This is a genomic window from Nocardia puris (assembly GCF_036051655.1).
GTDB classification, from domain to species: domain Bacteria; phylum Actinomycetota; class Actinomycetes; order Mycobacteriales; family Mycobacteriaceae; genus Nocardia; species Nocardia puris.
In genome coordinates this window covers 838,913-852,508 of sequence record NZ_CP107943.1, presented here as the reverse complement: position 1 = coordinate 852,508, position 13,596 = coordinate 838,913, and the positions used below count along the sequence as shown (strand labels likewise).

Annotated in this window: 14 protein-coding genes; 9 read left to right on the top strand and 5 right to left on the bottom strand. The window is 69.6% G+C overall.

The genetic code is table 11. The features are described 5' to 3' along the window. Nucleotides 1–107 precede the first annotated feature (107 nt). Nucleotides 108–1,133 carry an alpha/beta hydrolase gene (locus OHB21_RS03605; RefSeq protein ID WP_067507659.1) on the top strand — a complete coding sequence of 342 codons (1,026 nt, stop codon included), beginning with the start codon at nt 108–110 and terminating at the stop codon, nt 1,131–1,133. Nucleotides 1,134–1,382: 249 nt separating this feature from the next. On the opposite strand, the gene OHB21_RS03600 is transcribed toward OHB21_RS03605, so the two are convergent. Both OHB21_RS03600 and OHB21_RS03595 read right to left on the bottom strand, forming a co-directional pair. Next, on the bottom strand, nt 1,383–2,408 hold the full coding sequence (locus OHB21_RS03600; RefSeq protein ID WP_195125362.1) for an SDR family oxidoreductase: 1,026 nt from the start codon (nt 2,406–2,408) through the stop codon (nt 1,383–1,385). 147 nt (nt 2,409–2,555) lie between these two features. After that, a complete protein-coding gene (locus tag OHB21_RS03595; protein WP_113975224.1) occupies nt 2,556–3,368 on the bottom strand; it encodes an enoyl-CoA hydratase-related protein in 813 nt (270 codons plus the stop codon). A 134-nt stretch (nt 3,369–3,502) separates the two neighbouring features. Here OHB21_RS03595 and OHB21_RS03590 point away from each other — a divergent pair, with 134 nt between their 5' ends. Then, nucleotides 3,503–4,711: a TetR/AcrR family transcriptional regulator gene (locus OHB21_RS03590; protein ID WP_067507645.1), complete on the top strand. Its 1,209-nt coding sequence runs from the start codon at nt 3,503–3,505 to the stop codon at nt 4,709–4,711. Between the two features lie 19 nt (nt 4,712–4,730). Here OHB21_RS03590 and OHB21_RS03585 read toward each other — a convergent pair whose 3' ends face one another. After that, nucleotides 4,731–6,257 (bottom strand): aldehyde dehydrogenase family protein, encoded by a 1,527-nt coding sequence (locus OHB21_RS03585; protein WP_195125363.1) that lies wholly within the window; start codon nt 6,255–6,257, stop codon nt 4,731–4,733. Nucleotides 6,258–6,655: 398 nt separating this feature from the next. On the opposite strand from OHB21_RS03585, the gene OHB21_RS03580 reads away from it, so the two are divergent. Genes OHB21_RS03580 through OHB21_RS03570 form a run of 3 tightly spaced genes read left to right on the top strand, consistent with a single transcriptional unit; the run spans nt 6,656 to nt 9,302 of the window. Further along, a complete protein-coding gene (locus OHB21_RS03580) occupies nt 6,656–7,639 on the top strand; it encodes a daunorubicin/doxorubicin resistance ABC transporter ATP-binding protein DrrA (protein ID WP_067507642.1) in 984 nt (327 codons plus the stop codon). Beyond that, the gene (locus OHB21_RS03575) at nt 7,636–8,451 is read left to right on the top strand and encodes an ABC transporter permease (RefSeq protein WP_067507640.1); all 816 of its coding nucleotides are present in this window, start codon (nt 7,636–7,638) and stop codon (nt 8,449–8,451) included. Before OHB21_RS03580 ends, OHB21_RS03575 begins: the two co-directional genes overlap by 4 nt. Beyond that, entirely contained in the window at nt 8,448–9,302 is an 855-nt protein-coding gene (locus OHB21_RS03570; RefSeq protein WP_113975223.1) for an ABC transporter permease, read from the top strand. Before OHB21_RS03575 ends, OHB21_RS03570 begins: the two co-directional genes overlap by 4 nt. 1 nt (nt 9,303) lies before the next feature. On the opposite strand, the gene OHB21_RS03565 is transcribed toward OHB21_RS03570, so the two are convergent. Together OHB21_RS03565 and OHB21_RS03560 are read right to left on the bottom strand one after the other, a co-directional pair. Next, nucleotides 9,304–10,506 carry a lycopene cyclase family protein gene (locus tag OHB21_RS03565; RefSeq protein ID WP_067507637.1) on the bottom strand — a complete coding sequence of 401 codons (1,203 nt, stop codon included), beginning with the start codon at nt 10,504–10,506 and terminating at the stop codon, nt 9,304–9,306. 43 nt (nt 10,507–10,549) lie between these two features. Next, nucleotides 10,550–11,026, bottom strand: coding sequence for a hotdog fold domain-containing protein (locus tag OHB21_RS03560; protein WP_067507633.1), 477 nt, complete (start codon nt 11,024–11,026; stop codon nt 10,550–10,552). Between the two features lie 580 nt (nt 11,027–11,606). On the opposite strand from OHB21_RS03560, the gene rpsJ reads away from it, so the two are divergent. The 4 genes from rpsJ to rplW are packed head-to-tail and all read left to right on the top strand — an operon-like array spanning nt 11,607 to nt 13,571. Next, complete coding sequence (gene rpsJ / locus OHB21_RS03555) at nt 11,607–11,912, top strand: 30S ribosomal protein S10 (RefSeq protein WP_003938093.1); 306 nt, start codon at nt 11,607–11,609, stop codon at nt 11,910–11,912. Between the two features lie 14 nt (nt 11,913–11,926). After that, nucleotides 11,927–12,592 (top strand): 50S ribosomal protein L3, encoded by a 666-nt coding sequence (rplC, locus tag OHB21_RS03550; RefSeq protein WP_067507630.1) that lies wholly within the window; start codon nt 11,927–11,929, stop codon nt 12,590–12,592. After that, nucleotides 12,589–13,269, top strand: coding sequence for a 50S ribosomal protein L4 (gene rplD, locus OHB21_RS03545; RefSeq protein WP_067507627.1), 681 nt, complete (start codon nt 12,589–12,591; stop codon nt 13,267–13,269). The genes rplC and rplD overlap by 4 nt, the downstream gene beginning before the upstream one ends. Then, nucleotides 13,266–13,571 (top strand): 50S ribosomal protein L23, encoded by a 306-nt coding sequence (rplW, locus tag OHB21_RS03540; RefSeq protein ID WP_029923608.1) that lies wholly within the window; start codon nt 13,266–13,268, stop codon nt 13,569–13,571. The genes rplD and rplW overlap by 4 nt, the downstream gene beginning before the upstream one ends. The last annotated feature ends 25 nt before the right edge of the window (nt 13,572–13,596 follow it).

The following is a 13,596-nucleotide window of genomic DNA, read 5'->3' as shown; positions in this document are numbered from 1 at the left end:
TGCACGTCCGGGCGGCCAGGGGAAGCCCATCCGTGATCCCGATACGAAGTGAAGGTGCGAAATTGATACGTCGACAGAACCGGCGGCGCGGCGCACGTGCCGCGGCGATGATCGCGACCGGGGCGTTGCTCGCGGGTCTCATCTCCGGGATCGGCGCATCTCCCGCGGCGGCCTCCGACCCGATCATCGAGGGCAAGGCTCTGCTGGCGAACCCCACCTCGCCCAACGGCTCCAAGATCGTCAAGGCCGAGATCAAGGACGCCCGCAATATCCGCCTGTACGTCCACTCGGCCGCCATGGACAAGAACGTCATCATCGACGTGCAGCGCCCGGCCGACGCGTCGGTGCCCCGGCCCACCCTCTACCTGCTCAACGGGGCGGGCGGCGGTGAGGACGACGCCTCCTGGGTGGCGCGCTCGGACGCGCTGAAGTTCCTGGAGGACAAGAACGTCAACGTCATCCAGCCGATCGGCGGCAAGTGGAGCTACTACACCGACTGGATCGAGGACGACCCGAACCTGGGCCGCAACAAGTGGACCACGTTCTTCACCGAGGAACTGCCCCCGCTGGTCGACGGCGCGCTGGGCACCAACGGCCGCAACGCCATCGCGGGCATCTCCACCTCCGCCACCACCGTCCTCGCGCTGCCCATCGCCAAGCAGGGCCTGTACCAGGCCGCGGCCGCCTACAGCGGCTGCGCCCAGACCAGTGACCCGGTCGGCTCGGAGTTCGTGCGCCTGACCGTCGAGACCTGGGGCGGCGGCGACACCGAGAACATGTGGGGCCCGCAGGGTTCGGAGGAATGGGTCAGGAACGACCCGTACGTCAACGCCGAAGGGCTGCGCGGCCTGGAGCTCTACATCTCCAGCGGTACCGGCCTGCCCGGCCAGTACGACACCCTGAACAACCCCTACGCCCTGCCCGGCGTCTACGGCCTGGCCAACCAGATCCTGGTCGGCGGCGTCATCGAAGCGGGCACCAACTACTGCACGCGCAACCTCGAACGCCGCCTCAACGAACTGGGCATCCCCGCGACCTTCAACTTCCGCCCCGACGGGTCGCACTCGTGGGGGTACTGGAACGACGAGTTCCCGCGGTCTTGGCCGGTGCTGGCCAAGGGGTTGGGGATCTAGGGTTCGAGCTAGGGATCGCCCCGGTTGCGTTGTGCGGCCGGGGCGGTTTGTGTTTGTGTGCCGTGGGGTGGTTGAGGTGAGGGTTGGGGCGAGCCCGGTTGGTGGCGTTGTTTGATGGGGGAGGCGAGGCCGGGGGCGGGTGTGCCCGGTGTTTTTGGCGCGCGAGACGGCCGCGAACGGTCGGTCGTCGGGCTCCCTCCCCGGGGTGGTTGGGAGGGTGCGGATGGGGCGTTTGGATGAGGGGTGGGGCTAGACCCAGTTCTCTATCCAGTACTTCCAGATCAAAGGGGCGTAGGCAGCTAATGGAGGCACCCGGATGTCGGTGTCGGCGAGGTCCTTCGTGGCCTCCGTGGCGTCGAACCAGCAGGTGAATTCGCTGTGTTCGAGGACGTCGAGGGGGACGCCGACGCGGGAGAGGGTCCAGTTGGCGCCGGGGACGCGCAGCATCATGGTCATGGTGCGTTTGGGCATGACCTCCACCAGGTGCGGGGCGCCCGCCTCGTCGGCGAACAGGTTGAGCGCGTCGACGGCGCTCATGCGGCGCGGGTCCACCAGGTGGTAGGTGCGCGACGCGCGGTCCGGCAGGTGCGCCAGGTGGTCCAGGGCGCGCACCACGAAATCGACCGGCACCATATTGGTCTCGCCGAGTGTGGGCACCAGCACCGGCAGCAGCCGAGGCAGCTGGGCCGCCATCCGCAACAGGCGGAAGAAGTAGTACGGACCGTCGACGCGGTCGATCTCGCCGGTGCGGGAGTGCCCGATCACGATCGAGGGCCGGTAGATCCGCCACGGCAGCGACGACGCGCGCACGATCCGTTCGGCTTCGAATCTGGCCTGCTGCAACGGGGTGGTCAGGGTCTGGCCCTGGTCGAACATCGACTCGGTGAAGTAGCCCTCGTGCGCGCCCGCCACCTCGACCGTCGAGACGTGGTGCAGCGCACCGGCGGCCAGATCCTCGGCCAGATCCACCACGTGCCGGGTGCCGCCGCCGCATTCGGTCAGGTCGTAGCTCGCGGCCAGGTGGAAGACGTGGTCGATGGTTCCGCGATGCCGCGCCACCCAGGACGGGTCGATCGCGAGGCCGGGCACGCCCAGGTCGCCGCGCACCGGGCGCACCCGGTCGCCGGCGTCCCACTCCCGCGCGCACCATGCGTACCGGTCGGCCGAGGCCTGCCCCGGCCGTACCAGCACGTGCACGTCCGCGTCGCGCCGCAGCAGTTGGGGGATCAGGAATCGACCGATGAACCCGGTCGCGCCGGTAACCAGGTATGCCATAGCCGATGAACATAGTCCTGCGCTCGGCGCGGGTTGTGCCCGGGATCACATTGGCGCGGCGGGGGTGTTCGCGAGCCGGGGAGCTACCCGGGGCCGGCCCGCGAATACCCGACTCCCCGCACGAAACGTGCCCGATGGCCGGGGGATTCAGTCGGCGAAGACCGGCTTGCGCTTGGTGAGCATCGCCGTCGCGCCCTCGACGAAATCGGGGGAGCCCAGCAGTTCGGACTGCCCGGTCTTCTCGGCGGCCAAGGTCGCGTCGAGCGCGCCGAGCGTGGCCTGGTTCAGCGCCCGCTTGGTGAGTTCCAGCGCGCGGCGCGGTCCGTGCGCGAGCTTGGTGACCGCGGCTTGCACCCGCGCGTCCAGCTCGTCGGCGGGCACGGCGGTGAGCAGGCCGGCGCGCGCGGCGGCCGGTGCGGGCAGCCGCTCGCCGAGCAGCGCCATCTCCGCCGCCAACGGACGTCCGGCCGCCGCGGCCACCAGCGCGGCCGCGCCGCCGTCGGGCATCAGGCCGATATTGATGAACGCCAGCAGCAGATAGGAATCCTCACTCGCATACACGAGATCGGCGGCCAGCGCGATCCCCACGCCGACCCCGGCCGTCGCGCCGCGCAGTCGCGCCACCACCGGGACGGGCGCGTCCACGATCGCCCGCACCAGCCGGTTGGCCGCGTCCATCACCATCTCGGAGGTGATCCCGCGCTGGGCCTCGCCCGCCGACGCCGAGAGATCCGCGCCGGTGCAGAAGTCGCCGCCCGCGCCCGTCAGCACGATGACCCGCACCGCGCTGTCGGTCGCCGCGGCCAGGATGGTGTCGCCGAGGGCGACCATGGTGTCGTAGTCGATCGCGTTCTTGCGGCCCGGGTTGTCGAGGGTCACGCGCAGGATGCGCCCGTCGCGTTCGGTGGTGAACCGGACCGTGGCGGAGCCGTTCGCCGAAGAGGAATCGTTATCTCTCATGTGTCGCTCCCGATCTGCGATTCACCGGCGCACGCGGCCGTGAATAGTGGTTAACTTCGCGAATTGTGGTTAACTTATGTGGACTTGTCCGGCGCTGTCAACACCGGGGCGCCGCCACCAGAACGGAGAGGTAGATGGTCGCCGAACACGGCGAAGTGGACCTCGCCCCCGCGCGGGCCGAGCCCGCCGTGCGCCGCCGCCCGAAGGACCGCAAGGCCCAGATCATCCGGGCGGCCGCGCGGGCGTTCAGCGAACGCGGGTACTACCCGGTGGGCGTCGACGAGATCGCCGCCGAGGTCGGCATCTCCGGGCCCGCGCTGTACCGGCACTTCGCCAACAAGTACGCGCTGCTGGTGGCCGCCGCCGAGGAGGGCACCCGCCAGCTGCTCGCCGTCGCGGTCGCCGCCGACGACCCGGAACGCGCGCCGCGCGAGCGGATGGACGCGCTGATCCGCGCGCTCAGCGAGCACACCGTCGACATCCGCCGCGAGGCCGGTCTCTACCGCTGGGAGCGGCGCTACCTCGAGCGCGCCGATCGCCTCCGCATCCGCGCGATCTACGACGACATCAACACCACCCTCGCCGCGCCCATCGCGCGCCTGCGCCCGGAGGCGAGCGCCGAGGACCTCGATCTGCTGGCCGTCTCGGTGCTCAGCGTGGTCGCCAGCATCTCCGCGCATCGCACCGCGCTGTCGGCCGCGCGGCTGCTGCCGCTGCTGCGCGAGATGTGCTGGGCGGTGCTGAACGCCGAGCTGCCGCCCGCCCCGCAGCAGCCCGACCCCGGGCCCGTGACGCGCGGCCTGCCCGTCACCTCCAAACGCGAACAGCTGCTCACCGAGGCCATCCGCATCTTCGGCCGCCAGGGGTATCACGAGGCCAGCATCGAGGAGATCGGCGCGGCCGTCGGCATCAACGCCTCCAGCGTGTACCGGTACTTCACCAGTAAGGCCGATCTGCTCGGCGCCGCGTTCCACCGCACCGGCGACCGGGTCTCGGTCGCCATCACCGAGGCGCTCGCCGAGGCCGACTCCCGGCCCGACGCCGCGCGCCGCATCGCCGAGCGCTACGCCAAACTCAGCTTCGCCACGCCGGAGATCATGCCGGTGTACTTCGCCGAGTTCAGCAACCTGCCGCCCGCCGAACAGCACCGCCTGCGCGCCATCCAGCGTCAGAACATCCTGGAGTGGGCGAACCTGCTCGACGGCGACCCGGTGGAGGCGCGGTTCCGCGTGCACGCCGCCCTCAACCAGGTCGTCGATGTCGGCCGCCTGCTGCGCTTCGACGCCCGACCCGCCCAGATCGCGCGGGTCACGGCGCTGATGAACGCGGTCCTACTCGGCTGACGGGTTGCTTGCTGCTCCCTCAGATCGCGCGGCCGTGCCGCAGCCGGAACATCGTCTTGGCCAGCCGCAATTGCCGGGGATGGCGTTCGAAGGTGGCCAGGTTCGTCGCCGCGCGATACCGCTTGCGCGCCACCGCCAGCGTCCGGCTGAACTCGCGCAGCCCCTGGTCGCCGTGGCTGTGCCCGTGCCCGTATTCGCCGACGCCGCCGATCGGCAGAGCCGGGATGGCCAGGTGCGCGGTGGAGGAGTTGATGGTCACCACGCCGACCCGCAGCTGCTCGGCGAACAGCTCGACACCGTGCACGTCGCGGGTGAACACCGACACCGCGACGCCGTTGCCCGCGGTGTTGATGCGCTTGGCGGCGTCGTCCATATCGGCCACCCGGTTCACCACCAGCACCGGGCCGAACGCCTCGCCGGTGACCGCGAGGCTCTCCTCCGGTACGTCGGCCAGTACGATCGGTTCGATGTAGGGGTCGCGGATCGACTCCAGCCCGCCCACCACGGCGCGCCCGCCGCGCCCGAGCGCGTCGCGCACCTGTTTGCGCACCACCTCGATCTGCGATTCCAGCACCATCGGCCCGTAGGAGGCGCGCTTGTCGGCGCCGGGGCGCAGCCGCCGCGCCTGATCGGCCACCAGGTCGAGGAACGCGTCGTACACCGAGTCCGCCACGTACGCGCGCTGCACGCCGTGCGCGTTCTGCCCCGCGTTGGCCATCGCGCCGAAGACGGCCGCCTCGGCGGCCTCGTCCAGCTTCGCGTCCACGTGCACCACCATGGCGCCCTTGCCGCCGCGTTCCACCACCACCGGGGTCATGGCCGGCGCGCACAGCGAGATCACCTCGCGCGCACCGGTTTCCGACCCGGCGTAGGCGATCTTGTCCAGCTTGGCCCGGCACAGCGCCGCGACGGTGCCGGAGTCGCCCGTCACCACCTGCAGCACGGGCTGGTTGGGGGCGAGCGCGCTCCAGGTCTCGGCCAGCCACACGCCGACGCCGGTGGTGAGCTCGTGCGGTTTGAACACCACGGCGTTGCCCGCCGCCATCGCGTAGGCGATCGAGGCCATCGGTGTGAAGACGGGGTTGTTCCACGGGCCGATCACGCCCACCGTGCCCAGCGGCAACTGGCCCACCGCCGCGTGCTGGTTGCGCGCCAGCCACGTCGAGCCCAGTTTGCGCCTGCGCAGCGCGCGTGCGGCGTTGCGCGCCGCCCAGTCCAGATTCTCCACCGCGAGGGCGACCTCGATCGCCGCGTCCGCCTCCGGTTTTCCGGTCTCGGCGCACAGCAGCTCGACCAATTCGTCGGCACGCCTTGCGATATCGCGCTTCCAGTCCAGCAGCCAGCGCTTACGCCCGCCGAATCCCAGTTCGGCCCACCATTTTTCGGCCGCGCGGGCGGCGCGCGCGGTGCGATGCAGTTCGCTCGCGCCCAGCACGGGGTACGTGCCGACGGCCTCCCCGGTGCGGGGATCGTAGGACGTCAGCACGGTCGATCGGCTCGATCCTCCCGGATGCGCCGCCAGTCGCGGCTGCGCGGATTCGGCCATGGTCACCTCTTCACGTCTCGACCCGCCAATGCCCCCACCCGAATCGAGCCGACCCCTGACGGACCGTCTCCCAGCGCGGTCCCGCCACAGACGAGTGAGTGCGTTCTCCAGCCCCCATCAAGCAGACTATGGTGACCACCCGATGCCGACAAGGTCGCCTCGGCGCGCCGTGTCGGCTCGCCGCCCGGCGGACCAGCGTTGATTGCGGACGGCTCTGGCCCGGCGGAACAAATGTGACCAATGGCACATTTGAACGCGCGGCGAGTGGGTACCGATCGGACGCCCGACCGAAATCCCGGCGACCGGTAACATCACGCCCGGCGGTGCGGATCACCACCCCGACGCACCCGCGCGTCCCGGCGACCCCGTCGCCGGCCCCGGCCGATAGTGGAGAGTTGATGCCGAGCGAGAACACAGCAGAGTCGCCGGAGCGCGAACCCGCGGTCCGCGTCGAGGACGTGCGCAAATCCTTCGGCGATGTGCACGCGCTGCAAGGCATCAGTTTCACCGCCGCCACGGCGAGCGTGCTCGGCATCCTCGGCCCCAACGGCGCGGGCAAGACCACCACCGTCAAGATCCTCTCCACGCTGCTGCGCCCCGACTCCGGCACCGCGGTCGTCGCGGGCCACGACGTGCGCGCCGACCCGGCGGGTGTGCGCCGGTCGATCATGATGACCGGCCAGTACGCCGCGCTCGACGAGAACCTCTCCGGCCGCGAGAACCTGGAGCTGTTCGGCCGCCTCATGGGCCTCAACCGCGCCACCGCCCGCCGGCGCGCCGACACCTTGCTCGAGGAATTCGACCTGGTGAGCGCGGGTAAGCGCGCGGTGCGCCACTACTCCGGCGGTATGCGCCGCCGCGTCGACATCGCCTGCGGCCTGGTGGTGCGCCCCGAGGTGGTCTTCCTCGACGAGCCCACCACCGGACTCGACCCGCGCAGCCGCCAGGGCGTGTGGGACCTGGTGAACATCCTCAAGGGCCAGGGCATCACGGTGCTGCTCACCACGCAGTACCTCGAAGAGGCCGACGTGCTCAGCGACAACATCATCGTCATCGACCGGGGCACCGTCATCGCCGAGGGCACCGCCGAGGAACTCAAGGAGAAGACCGGCGGCAGCTACTGCGAGGTGGTGCCGCTGGATCCGAAACAACTGCGGACCGCCGCCGACGCGCTCGGCGACCTGGTGCCCGCGGCCGTCGCCGCCGAACTCGACGGGCAGGACCGCCTGTCCATCCCGGCGCCCGACGGCGCCGCCACCCTCGCCGAGGCGCTGCGCAGGCTCGACAGCGCCGGCGTGGTGCTGGCCGACATCGCGTTGCGCAGGCCCTCGCTCGACGACGTATTCCTCTCGCTCACCGGTCATTCGGGCGGGCATTCGTGACCGTCACCGAACCCGCGCCCCCCGCGCCGGGGCTCTTCGCCGCGCTACCGGTGGCCGAACCGTCGTCCTTCGCGCAGTGGCGCGCCCTCACCGGCCGCGTGGTGCGGACCATGGCGACCAAGGGCGAACTGATCGTCGCCTTCGTGACGCCACTGGTGTTCACGCTCGGCTTCTACCTGCCGCTGCGGTTCGTGATGAACCTCCAGGGCATCGACTACGCGCAGTTCGTCATGCCGATCATCGTGTTGCAGACCATGGCCTTCACCATGCTCTCCAACTCCCAGCTCGCCGCCTTCGAGGCGCTGACGGGGTTGAGCAGCAGGTTGCAGACCATGCCGATCGGGATCCTGGTGCCGTTCACCTCGCGCATCTGCGCGGGCATGGTGCGCTCCTGCGTCTCGCTCACCGGCGCGGTGCTGTTCGGGCACATGATCGGCTTCCGGTTCGAGGCGGGCTGGGGCCAAGCCGTGCTGTTCTGCGCGTTCTCCCTGGCCGTCGGCACCGTGCTCGCGATCGGCGCCGACGGACTGGGCAGCCTGACCAAGAGCCCCGAACAGCTCAGCCAGGCGCTCACCCTGCCCACGCTGATCTTCGGCATGCTCTCCTGCGGCTTCGTGCCCGAGACCGCGTTCCCGGAGTGGATCCAGCCGTTCGTGCGCAACCAGCCCATCTCGCAGCTGTCCTTCGCGCTGCGCGATATGGCCGGTGACGGCGTGACGTGGGAGGTGTTCTGGGTGCCGCTGGTGTGGGTGGTCGGCGCGGCGGTGGTGTTCACCCCGTTCGCGATCTGGGCGAGTGTGAGGCGAGCATGACGGTGACGAACACGACCGAGCGAGCCGCCGACACGGTGGACTTCCAGCCGCTGCCCGAGGTCACCGCGAAGTCCGAATACGCCGTGAGCACCTGGGCGCGCCAGAGTGTCTTGCAGTGCAAGCGGCTGCTGATCGGCTGGGTGCGCGACCCCTCGACCACCATCCAGACGCTGATCTATCCGGCGCTGACCCTGCTGATGTTCGACATCGTGCTGGGCGGGACCATCACCAATAACACCGGCATCGAGGCGATCTACGGCCAGGTCTCGATGATCACCCTGATCGCGGCCATGGCCGGCGCCGTGGTGAGCGCGCTGGGCTTCAAGGTGGAGAAGGCCAGCGGACTGCTGAGCCGCTTCTACACCATGCCGGTCAACCGCGCGGCCGGGCTCACCGGCCGGTTGCTGGCCGAGGCGGTGCGCGTGCTGGTCACCACGCTGTTCGTGCTGGCCGTGGGCCTGGCGCTGGGCTTCCGGTTCACCCAGGGGCCGCTCGCGGCGCTGGCGCTGATCGGCATCCCGGTGCTGTTCGGCATCAGTTTCGCGGTGCTGGTGACGGCGCTGGCCACCTTCACCGAGGGCATCATGCTGGTGAGCGTCATCTCGATCTTCAACAGCCTGCTGATGTTCTTCAACACCGGCTTCGTGCCCGTCTTCGCCTATCCCACCTGGTTGCAGGATGTGGTCGGCAACCAGCCGATGAGCACCGCCATCGAAGCTATGCGCGGGCTCTCGGCGGGCGGGCCCGTGGCCGAGCCGATGCTCAAGACGCTGGCTTGGACCATCGGCATGATCGCCGTGTTCGCCTGGCCCGCCATTCGCGGCTACCGCCGCGCGGCCGAGACCGCCTAGTTCAGCCGGTCGCCTGGTCGACGTCCGACGGCGTGCGCGCCGGGGCGAACTCGTGGTCGAGCCAGCGGTCGCGGTTGGTCCAGCCCACCAGGTCGTAGCGCCAGCGGAACGGCCAGGTGTGGGCGACGGTGTTGAACAGCACCGCGCCCAGGGCGGCGTAGTCGTCGTGCCGGGAGAGCAGGGCCCGCTGTCCGCGCTCGGATTCGGTGAAGAACGCCTCGAACATGGCGATCGACTGGTCGGTGGTGAGCCGGCCGAGGCCGAACAGCCCGCGCATCCGCATCCAGTAGACCAACCGCGCCCGCCACGGCCACAGCGCCGCCACCGGGTCGCGGCCGGTGCGCAGCGCGTCCACGGCCGTGTCCACCAGCGCGAGCGAGTCGGCCACGCTGTAGCCGGTGCAGGGGTGCATCATGCCGCCGCGCGAACCGAACGGAATCGCCCGCGCCGTGCCCTTTTTCGGCGGCGGCTGGTCGAGCGGGTAGTGCGCGGCCTCGCTCGGTTCGTCGCCGGTGAGGCGGATGCCGTGCGCGGCGAGCCGGTTCAGCGTGCGCCTGCGCAGCTCGTGCTGCGGCATTCCGCCGCGCAGCCCGAGGCTGGTCTCTTCGAAGATCACCGTGCCGTCGCCGAGCGGCACGGCGTAGAGGAACGACGGCGGCTCGTCGGGGCCCGCGCCGTTCTCCGGACGCCAATCCAGCAGCAGCCCTTCGCCGTCGGCCACCATGGGCGCGGCCGTCTCGGCGTCGACGAAGATGCCGTGCGCGCTGGCCGCGCGCCGCTTGCCCAGCGTGGGCAGGCCGCGGGTGTCGAACACGGCGGCCGCCGTCAGCACCGTGCCGTCGGCGAGCTCGACCTCGTGCGCGTCCACCCGGGTGGCCCGGCCCGCGACCACCGTGGCGTCGTCGAGCGAGAGTGCTTCGTGCAGGCCGGCTTTCGACAGCACGCAGTACGGCCGTTCGATGCGGTGCTCGACCTTCGTCCACACCGTGGGGGCCTCGATGCGCTGGGCGATGGCGCTCGCGGGCAGCCAGTCCGGCAATTCGTCCACCCAGCAGGAGAACGTCGGCGGCCACAGCCGGTCGGGGCGGGGGTCGACTGCGGTGACCCGCAACCCGGCGCGCATCGCGCGATGCGCCAGCGCCCGTCCCGCGGGGCCGAGCCCCACCACGCAGAGATCGACTTCCCGGACCGCGCCGTCACCCATACCGGCATTCAATCCGCTCGCGTCGCCGCCGCGCAAGCACGCCCTACTTGGGGGTGACCCAGGTGGTGATGTCGGCGTGCACGACCTCGAGGCCGTCCTTGTCGTAGATGGAGACCGGGACCACCAGGTCCTGCCCCTCGGTGATCGCGTCGAAGTCGGGGATCTGCGGCAGCTTCGCCACCGCGCGCAGCCCCGACTCGGCCTTGGCCAGGTACTGCACGTTCATCGCCTTGGGGATCCACCGGTGCGTGGTGGGCACGGTGGCCTCGCTGAGCATGCCCATCGCCACCTCGGCCAGGTTGCACGCCGCGATCGCGTGGAAGGTGCCCAGGTGGTTGTGGATGCCGAACCACTTGGGCGAGGTCACCTCGCACAGTCCGGGCTCGAGCCGCACCACGTTCGGCAGCACCGTCCCGAAGTACGGCACCCGCGCCACCATCCCCAGCGAGAACAGCGTGTGCCCGAGCCGGTTGTCCGGCAGCTTCTTCCACCCGCGGTAAGTCGCGGTCTCTTTACCCATGGGCCCTATCTTACTCAACGGTAAGATAAAGGGAACCACTGTCCCATACGGGCCGTTCTCGCAGGTGGGGTAGGGTTTCCTTCGCTCGGGTGGTGCGTGTCCCACTCAACACCACCCCCGATTTGAAGTCGCTCCCCGGCGTCGGGCATACTGTTCGGGTTGCCTTGCACGGGGTCGTGCCCGTTTCCTGTGGGAGCGGTCGCGTTCGGCGAGGCGTGCAGTACCAAACTCGTGTACCTCGCCGGAGTATCGGTGTGGGTACGTCCGGGACATCGTTCCGCGGCCCGAGATGAAGTTGCGATCCGGGAACGCAGAATGAGCGAAAGGGCGACACGCCCGACCGCGTGGACCGGAGAACCATGACAGATGAACAGCGGCGAAGACTGGGCGCGTCCCGGTCGTGGTCTCCACTGTGTGGGATCGAGCTCGATCGGGGCCCTGCGTGGTTACGCGGGCTGCCTCCTCCGGGCCAGTCCTCTCGAGCTGAGACGTCTTCGTGTGTTCGGGCTGTGCAAATTGAGGGTGGTGCGGAAGCCAGCTTCTGCGACCACGAAGGAAAGCGGAGAAAAGGACACTTAGCGTGGCGGGACAAAAGATCCGCATCAGGCTCAAGGCCTATGACCACGAGGCGATCGACGCGTCTGCGCGCAAGATCGTGGAGACGGTGACCCGTACCGGGGCCCGCGTCGTCGGCCCGGTGCCGTTGCCGACCGAGAAGAACGTGTACTGCGTCATCCGTTCGCCGCACAAGTACAAGGACTCGCGCGAACACTTCGAGATGCGTACGCACAAGCGGCTGATCGACATCCTCGACCCGACGCCGAAGACGGTCGACGCGCTCATGCGCATCGACCTGCCGGCCAGCGTCGACGTCAACATTCAGTGACGGGGACTCGAGACATGACTGACAACAAGAACCGGCCTGCCGCCGGAATCCTGGGCACCAAGCTCGGCATGACCCAGGTGTTCGACGACAAGAACCGCGTGGTTCCGGTCACCGTCATCAAGGCGGGCCCGAACGTCGTCACCCTGATCCGCACCGAGGAGCGCGACGGCTACAGCGCCGTCCAGGTCGCCTTCGGCGCCATCGACCCGCGCAAGGTGAACAAGCCGGACGCCGGCCAGTTCGCCAAGGCCGGTGTCACCCCGCGTCGCCACGTCGCGGAGATCCGGGTCGCCGACACCTCCACCTTCGAGGTCGGCCAGGAGATCAACGCCGACGTGTTCGAAGAGGGCACGTTCGTCGACGTCACCGGCACCAGCAAGGGCAAGGGCTTCGCGGGCACCATGAAGCGCCACGGCTTCCGTGGCCAGGGTGCCTCGCACGGTGCGCAGGCCGTGCACCGCCGCCCCGGCTCCATCGGTGGTTGCGCCACCCCCGGCCGCGTGTTCAAGGGCATGCGCATGTCGGGCCGGATGGGCAACGACCGCGTCACCACCCAGAACCTGTCGGTTCACAAGGTGGACGCCGAGAACGGCCTGCTCCTGATCAAGGGTGCGATCCCGGGTCGCAAGGGCGGCGTCGTGATCGTCAAGAGCGCCGTGAAGGGTGGTGCGCACGCATGACCGTGAACACTGAGAAGAAGGCCGCGAACCTCACCGTCGCGGTGAAGGCTCCCGGCGGCAAGACCGAGGGCACCGTCGATCTCCCCGCCGAGATCTTCGACGTGACCGCGAACATCGCGCTGATGCACCAGGTCGTCGTGGCCCAGCAGGCCGCGGCCCGCCAGGGCACGCACGCCACCAAGACCCGCGGCGAGGTCCGCGGCGGTGGCAAGAAGCCGTACCGCCAGAAGGGCACCGGCCGCGCCCGCCAGGGCTCGACCCGCGCGCCGCAGTTCGCCGGCGGTGGCACCGTCCACGGCCCGCAGCCGCGCGACTACAGCCAGCGCACCCCGAAGAAGATGAAGGTCGCCGCCCTGCGTGGCGCCCTGTCCGACCGGGCTCGCAACGAGCGCATCCACGTGGTCACCGAGCTGGTGGCGGGTCAGACCCCGTCCACCAAGTCGGCCAAGAGCTTCCTGGCCGAGCTGACCGACCGCAAGAAGCTGCTCGTCGTGGTCGGCCGCGAGGACATCGCCGCGTGGAAGAGCGTGGCGAACCTGCAGAACGTGCAGCCGATCGCCCCGGATCAGCTCAACACCTACGACGTGCTCAACAGCGACGACGTGGTGTTCAGCGTCGAGGCCCTGAACGCGTTCGTTCACGGTCCGGCCGAGGCGGCACAGGAGGAGAGCAAGTGACCACCATCGCCGACCCCCGCGACATCCTGCTGGCGCCGGTCATCTCGGAGAAGTCCTACGGACTGATCGAGGAAGGCACCTACACCTTCCTGGTGCACCCGGACTCCAACAAGACGCAGATCAAGATCGCCGTCGAGAAGGTCTTCGGTGTGAAGGTCACCAGCGTCAACACCGCCAACCGTCAGGGCAAGCGCAAGCGGACCCGCTTCGGTTACGGCAAGCGCAAGAGCACCAAGCGCGCGCTCGTGACCATCTCGGCCGACAGCAAGCCCATCGAGATCTTCGGAGGCCCGGTCGCGTAAGCGGACGGGAATCCAGAAAGCAGAG

What these genes read in the sequence shown, in the direction of transcription:
- OHB21_RS03605 (WP_067507659.1), top strand. Translation starts at nt 108, where the DNA reads ATGATCGCGACCGGGGCGTTGCTCGCGGGTCTCATCTCCGGGATCGGC.
- OHB21_RS03600 (WP_195125362.1), bottom strand. Translation starts at nt 2,408, where the DNA reads ATGGCATACCTGGTTACCGGCGCGACCGGGTTCATCGGTCGATTCCTG.
- OHB21_RS03595 (WP_113975224.1), bottom strand. Translation starts at nt 3,368, where the DNA reads ATGAGAGATAACGATTCCTCTTCGGCGAACGGCTCCGCCACGGTCCGG.
- OHB21_RS03590 (WP_067507645.1), top strand. Translation starts at nt 3,503, where the DNA reads ATGGTCGCCGAACACGGCGAAGTGGACCTCGCCCCCGCGCGGGCCGAG.
- OHB21_RS03585 (WP_195125363.1), bottom strand. Translation starts at nt 6,257, where the DNA reads ATGGCCGAATCCGCGCAGCCGCGACTGGCGGCGCATCCGGGAGGATCG.
- OHB21_RS03580 (WP_067507642.1), top strand. Translation starts at nt 6,656, where the DNA reads ATGCCGAGCGAGAACACAGCAGAGTCGCCGGAGCGCGAACCCGCGGTC.
- OHB21_RS03570 (WP_113975223.1), top strand. Translation starts at nt 8,448, where the DNA reads ATGACGGTGACGAACACGACCGAGCGAGCCGCCGACACGGTGGACTTC.
- OHB21_RS03565 (WP_067507637.1), bottom strand. Translation starts at nt 10,506, where the DNA reads ATGGGTGACGGCGCGGTCCGGGAAGTCGATCTCTGCGTGGTGGGGCTC.
- OHB21_RS03560 (WP_067507633.1), bottom strand. Translation starts at nt 11,026, where the DNA reads ATGGGTAAAGAGACCGCGACTTACCGCGGGTGGAAGAAGCTGCCGGAC.
- rplC (WP_067507630.1), top strand. Translation starts at nt 11,927, where the DNA reads ATGACTGACAACAAGAACCGGCCTGCCGCCGGAATCCTGGGCACCAAG.
- rplD (WP_067507627.1), top strand. Translation starts at nt 12,589, where the DNA reads ATGACCGTGAACACTGAGAAGAAGGCCGCGAACCTCACCGTCGCGGTG.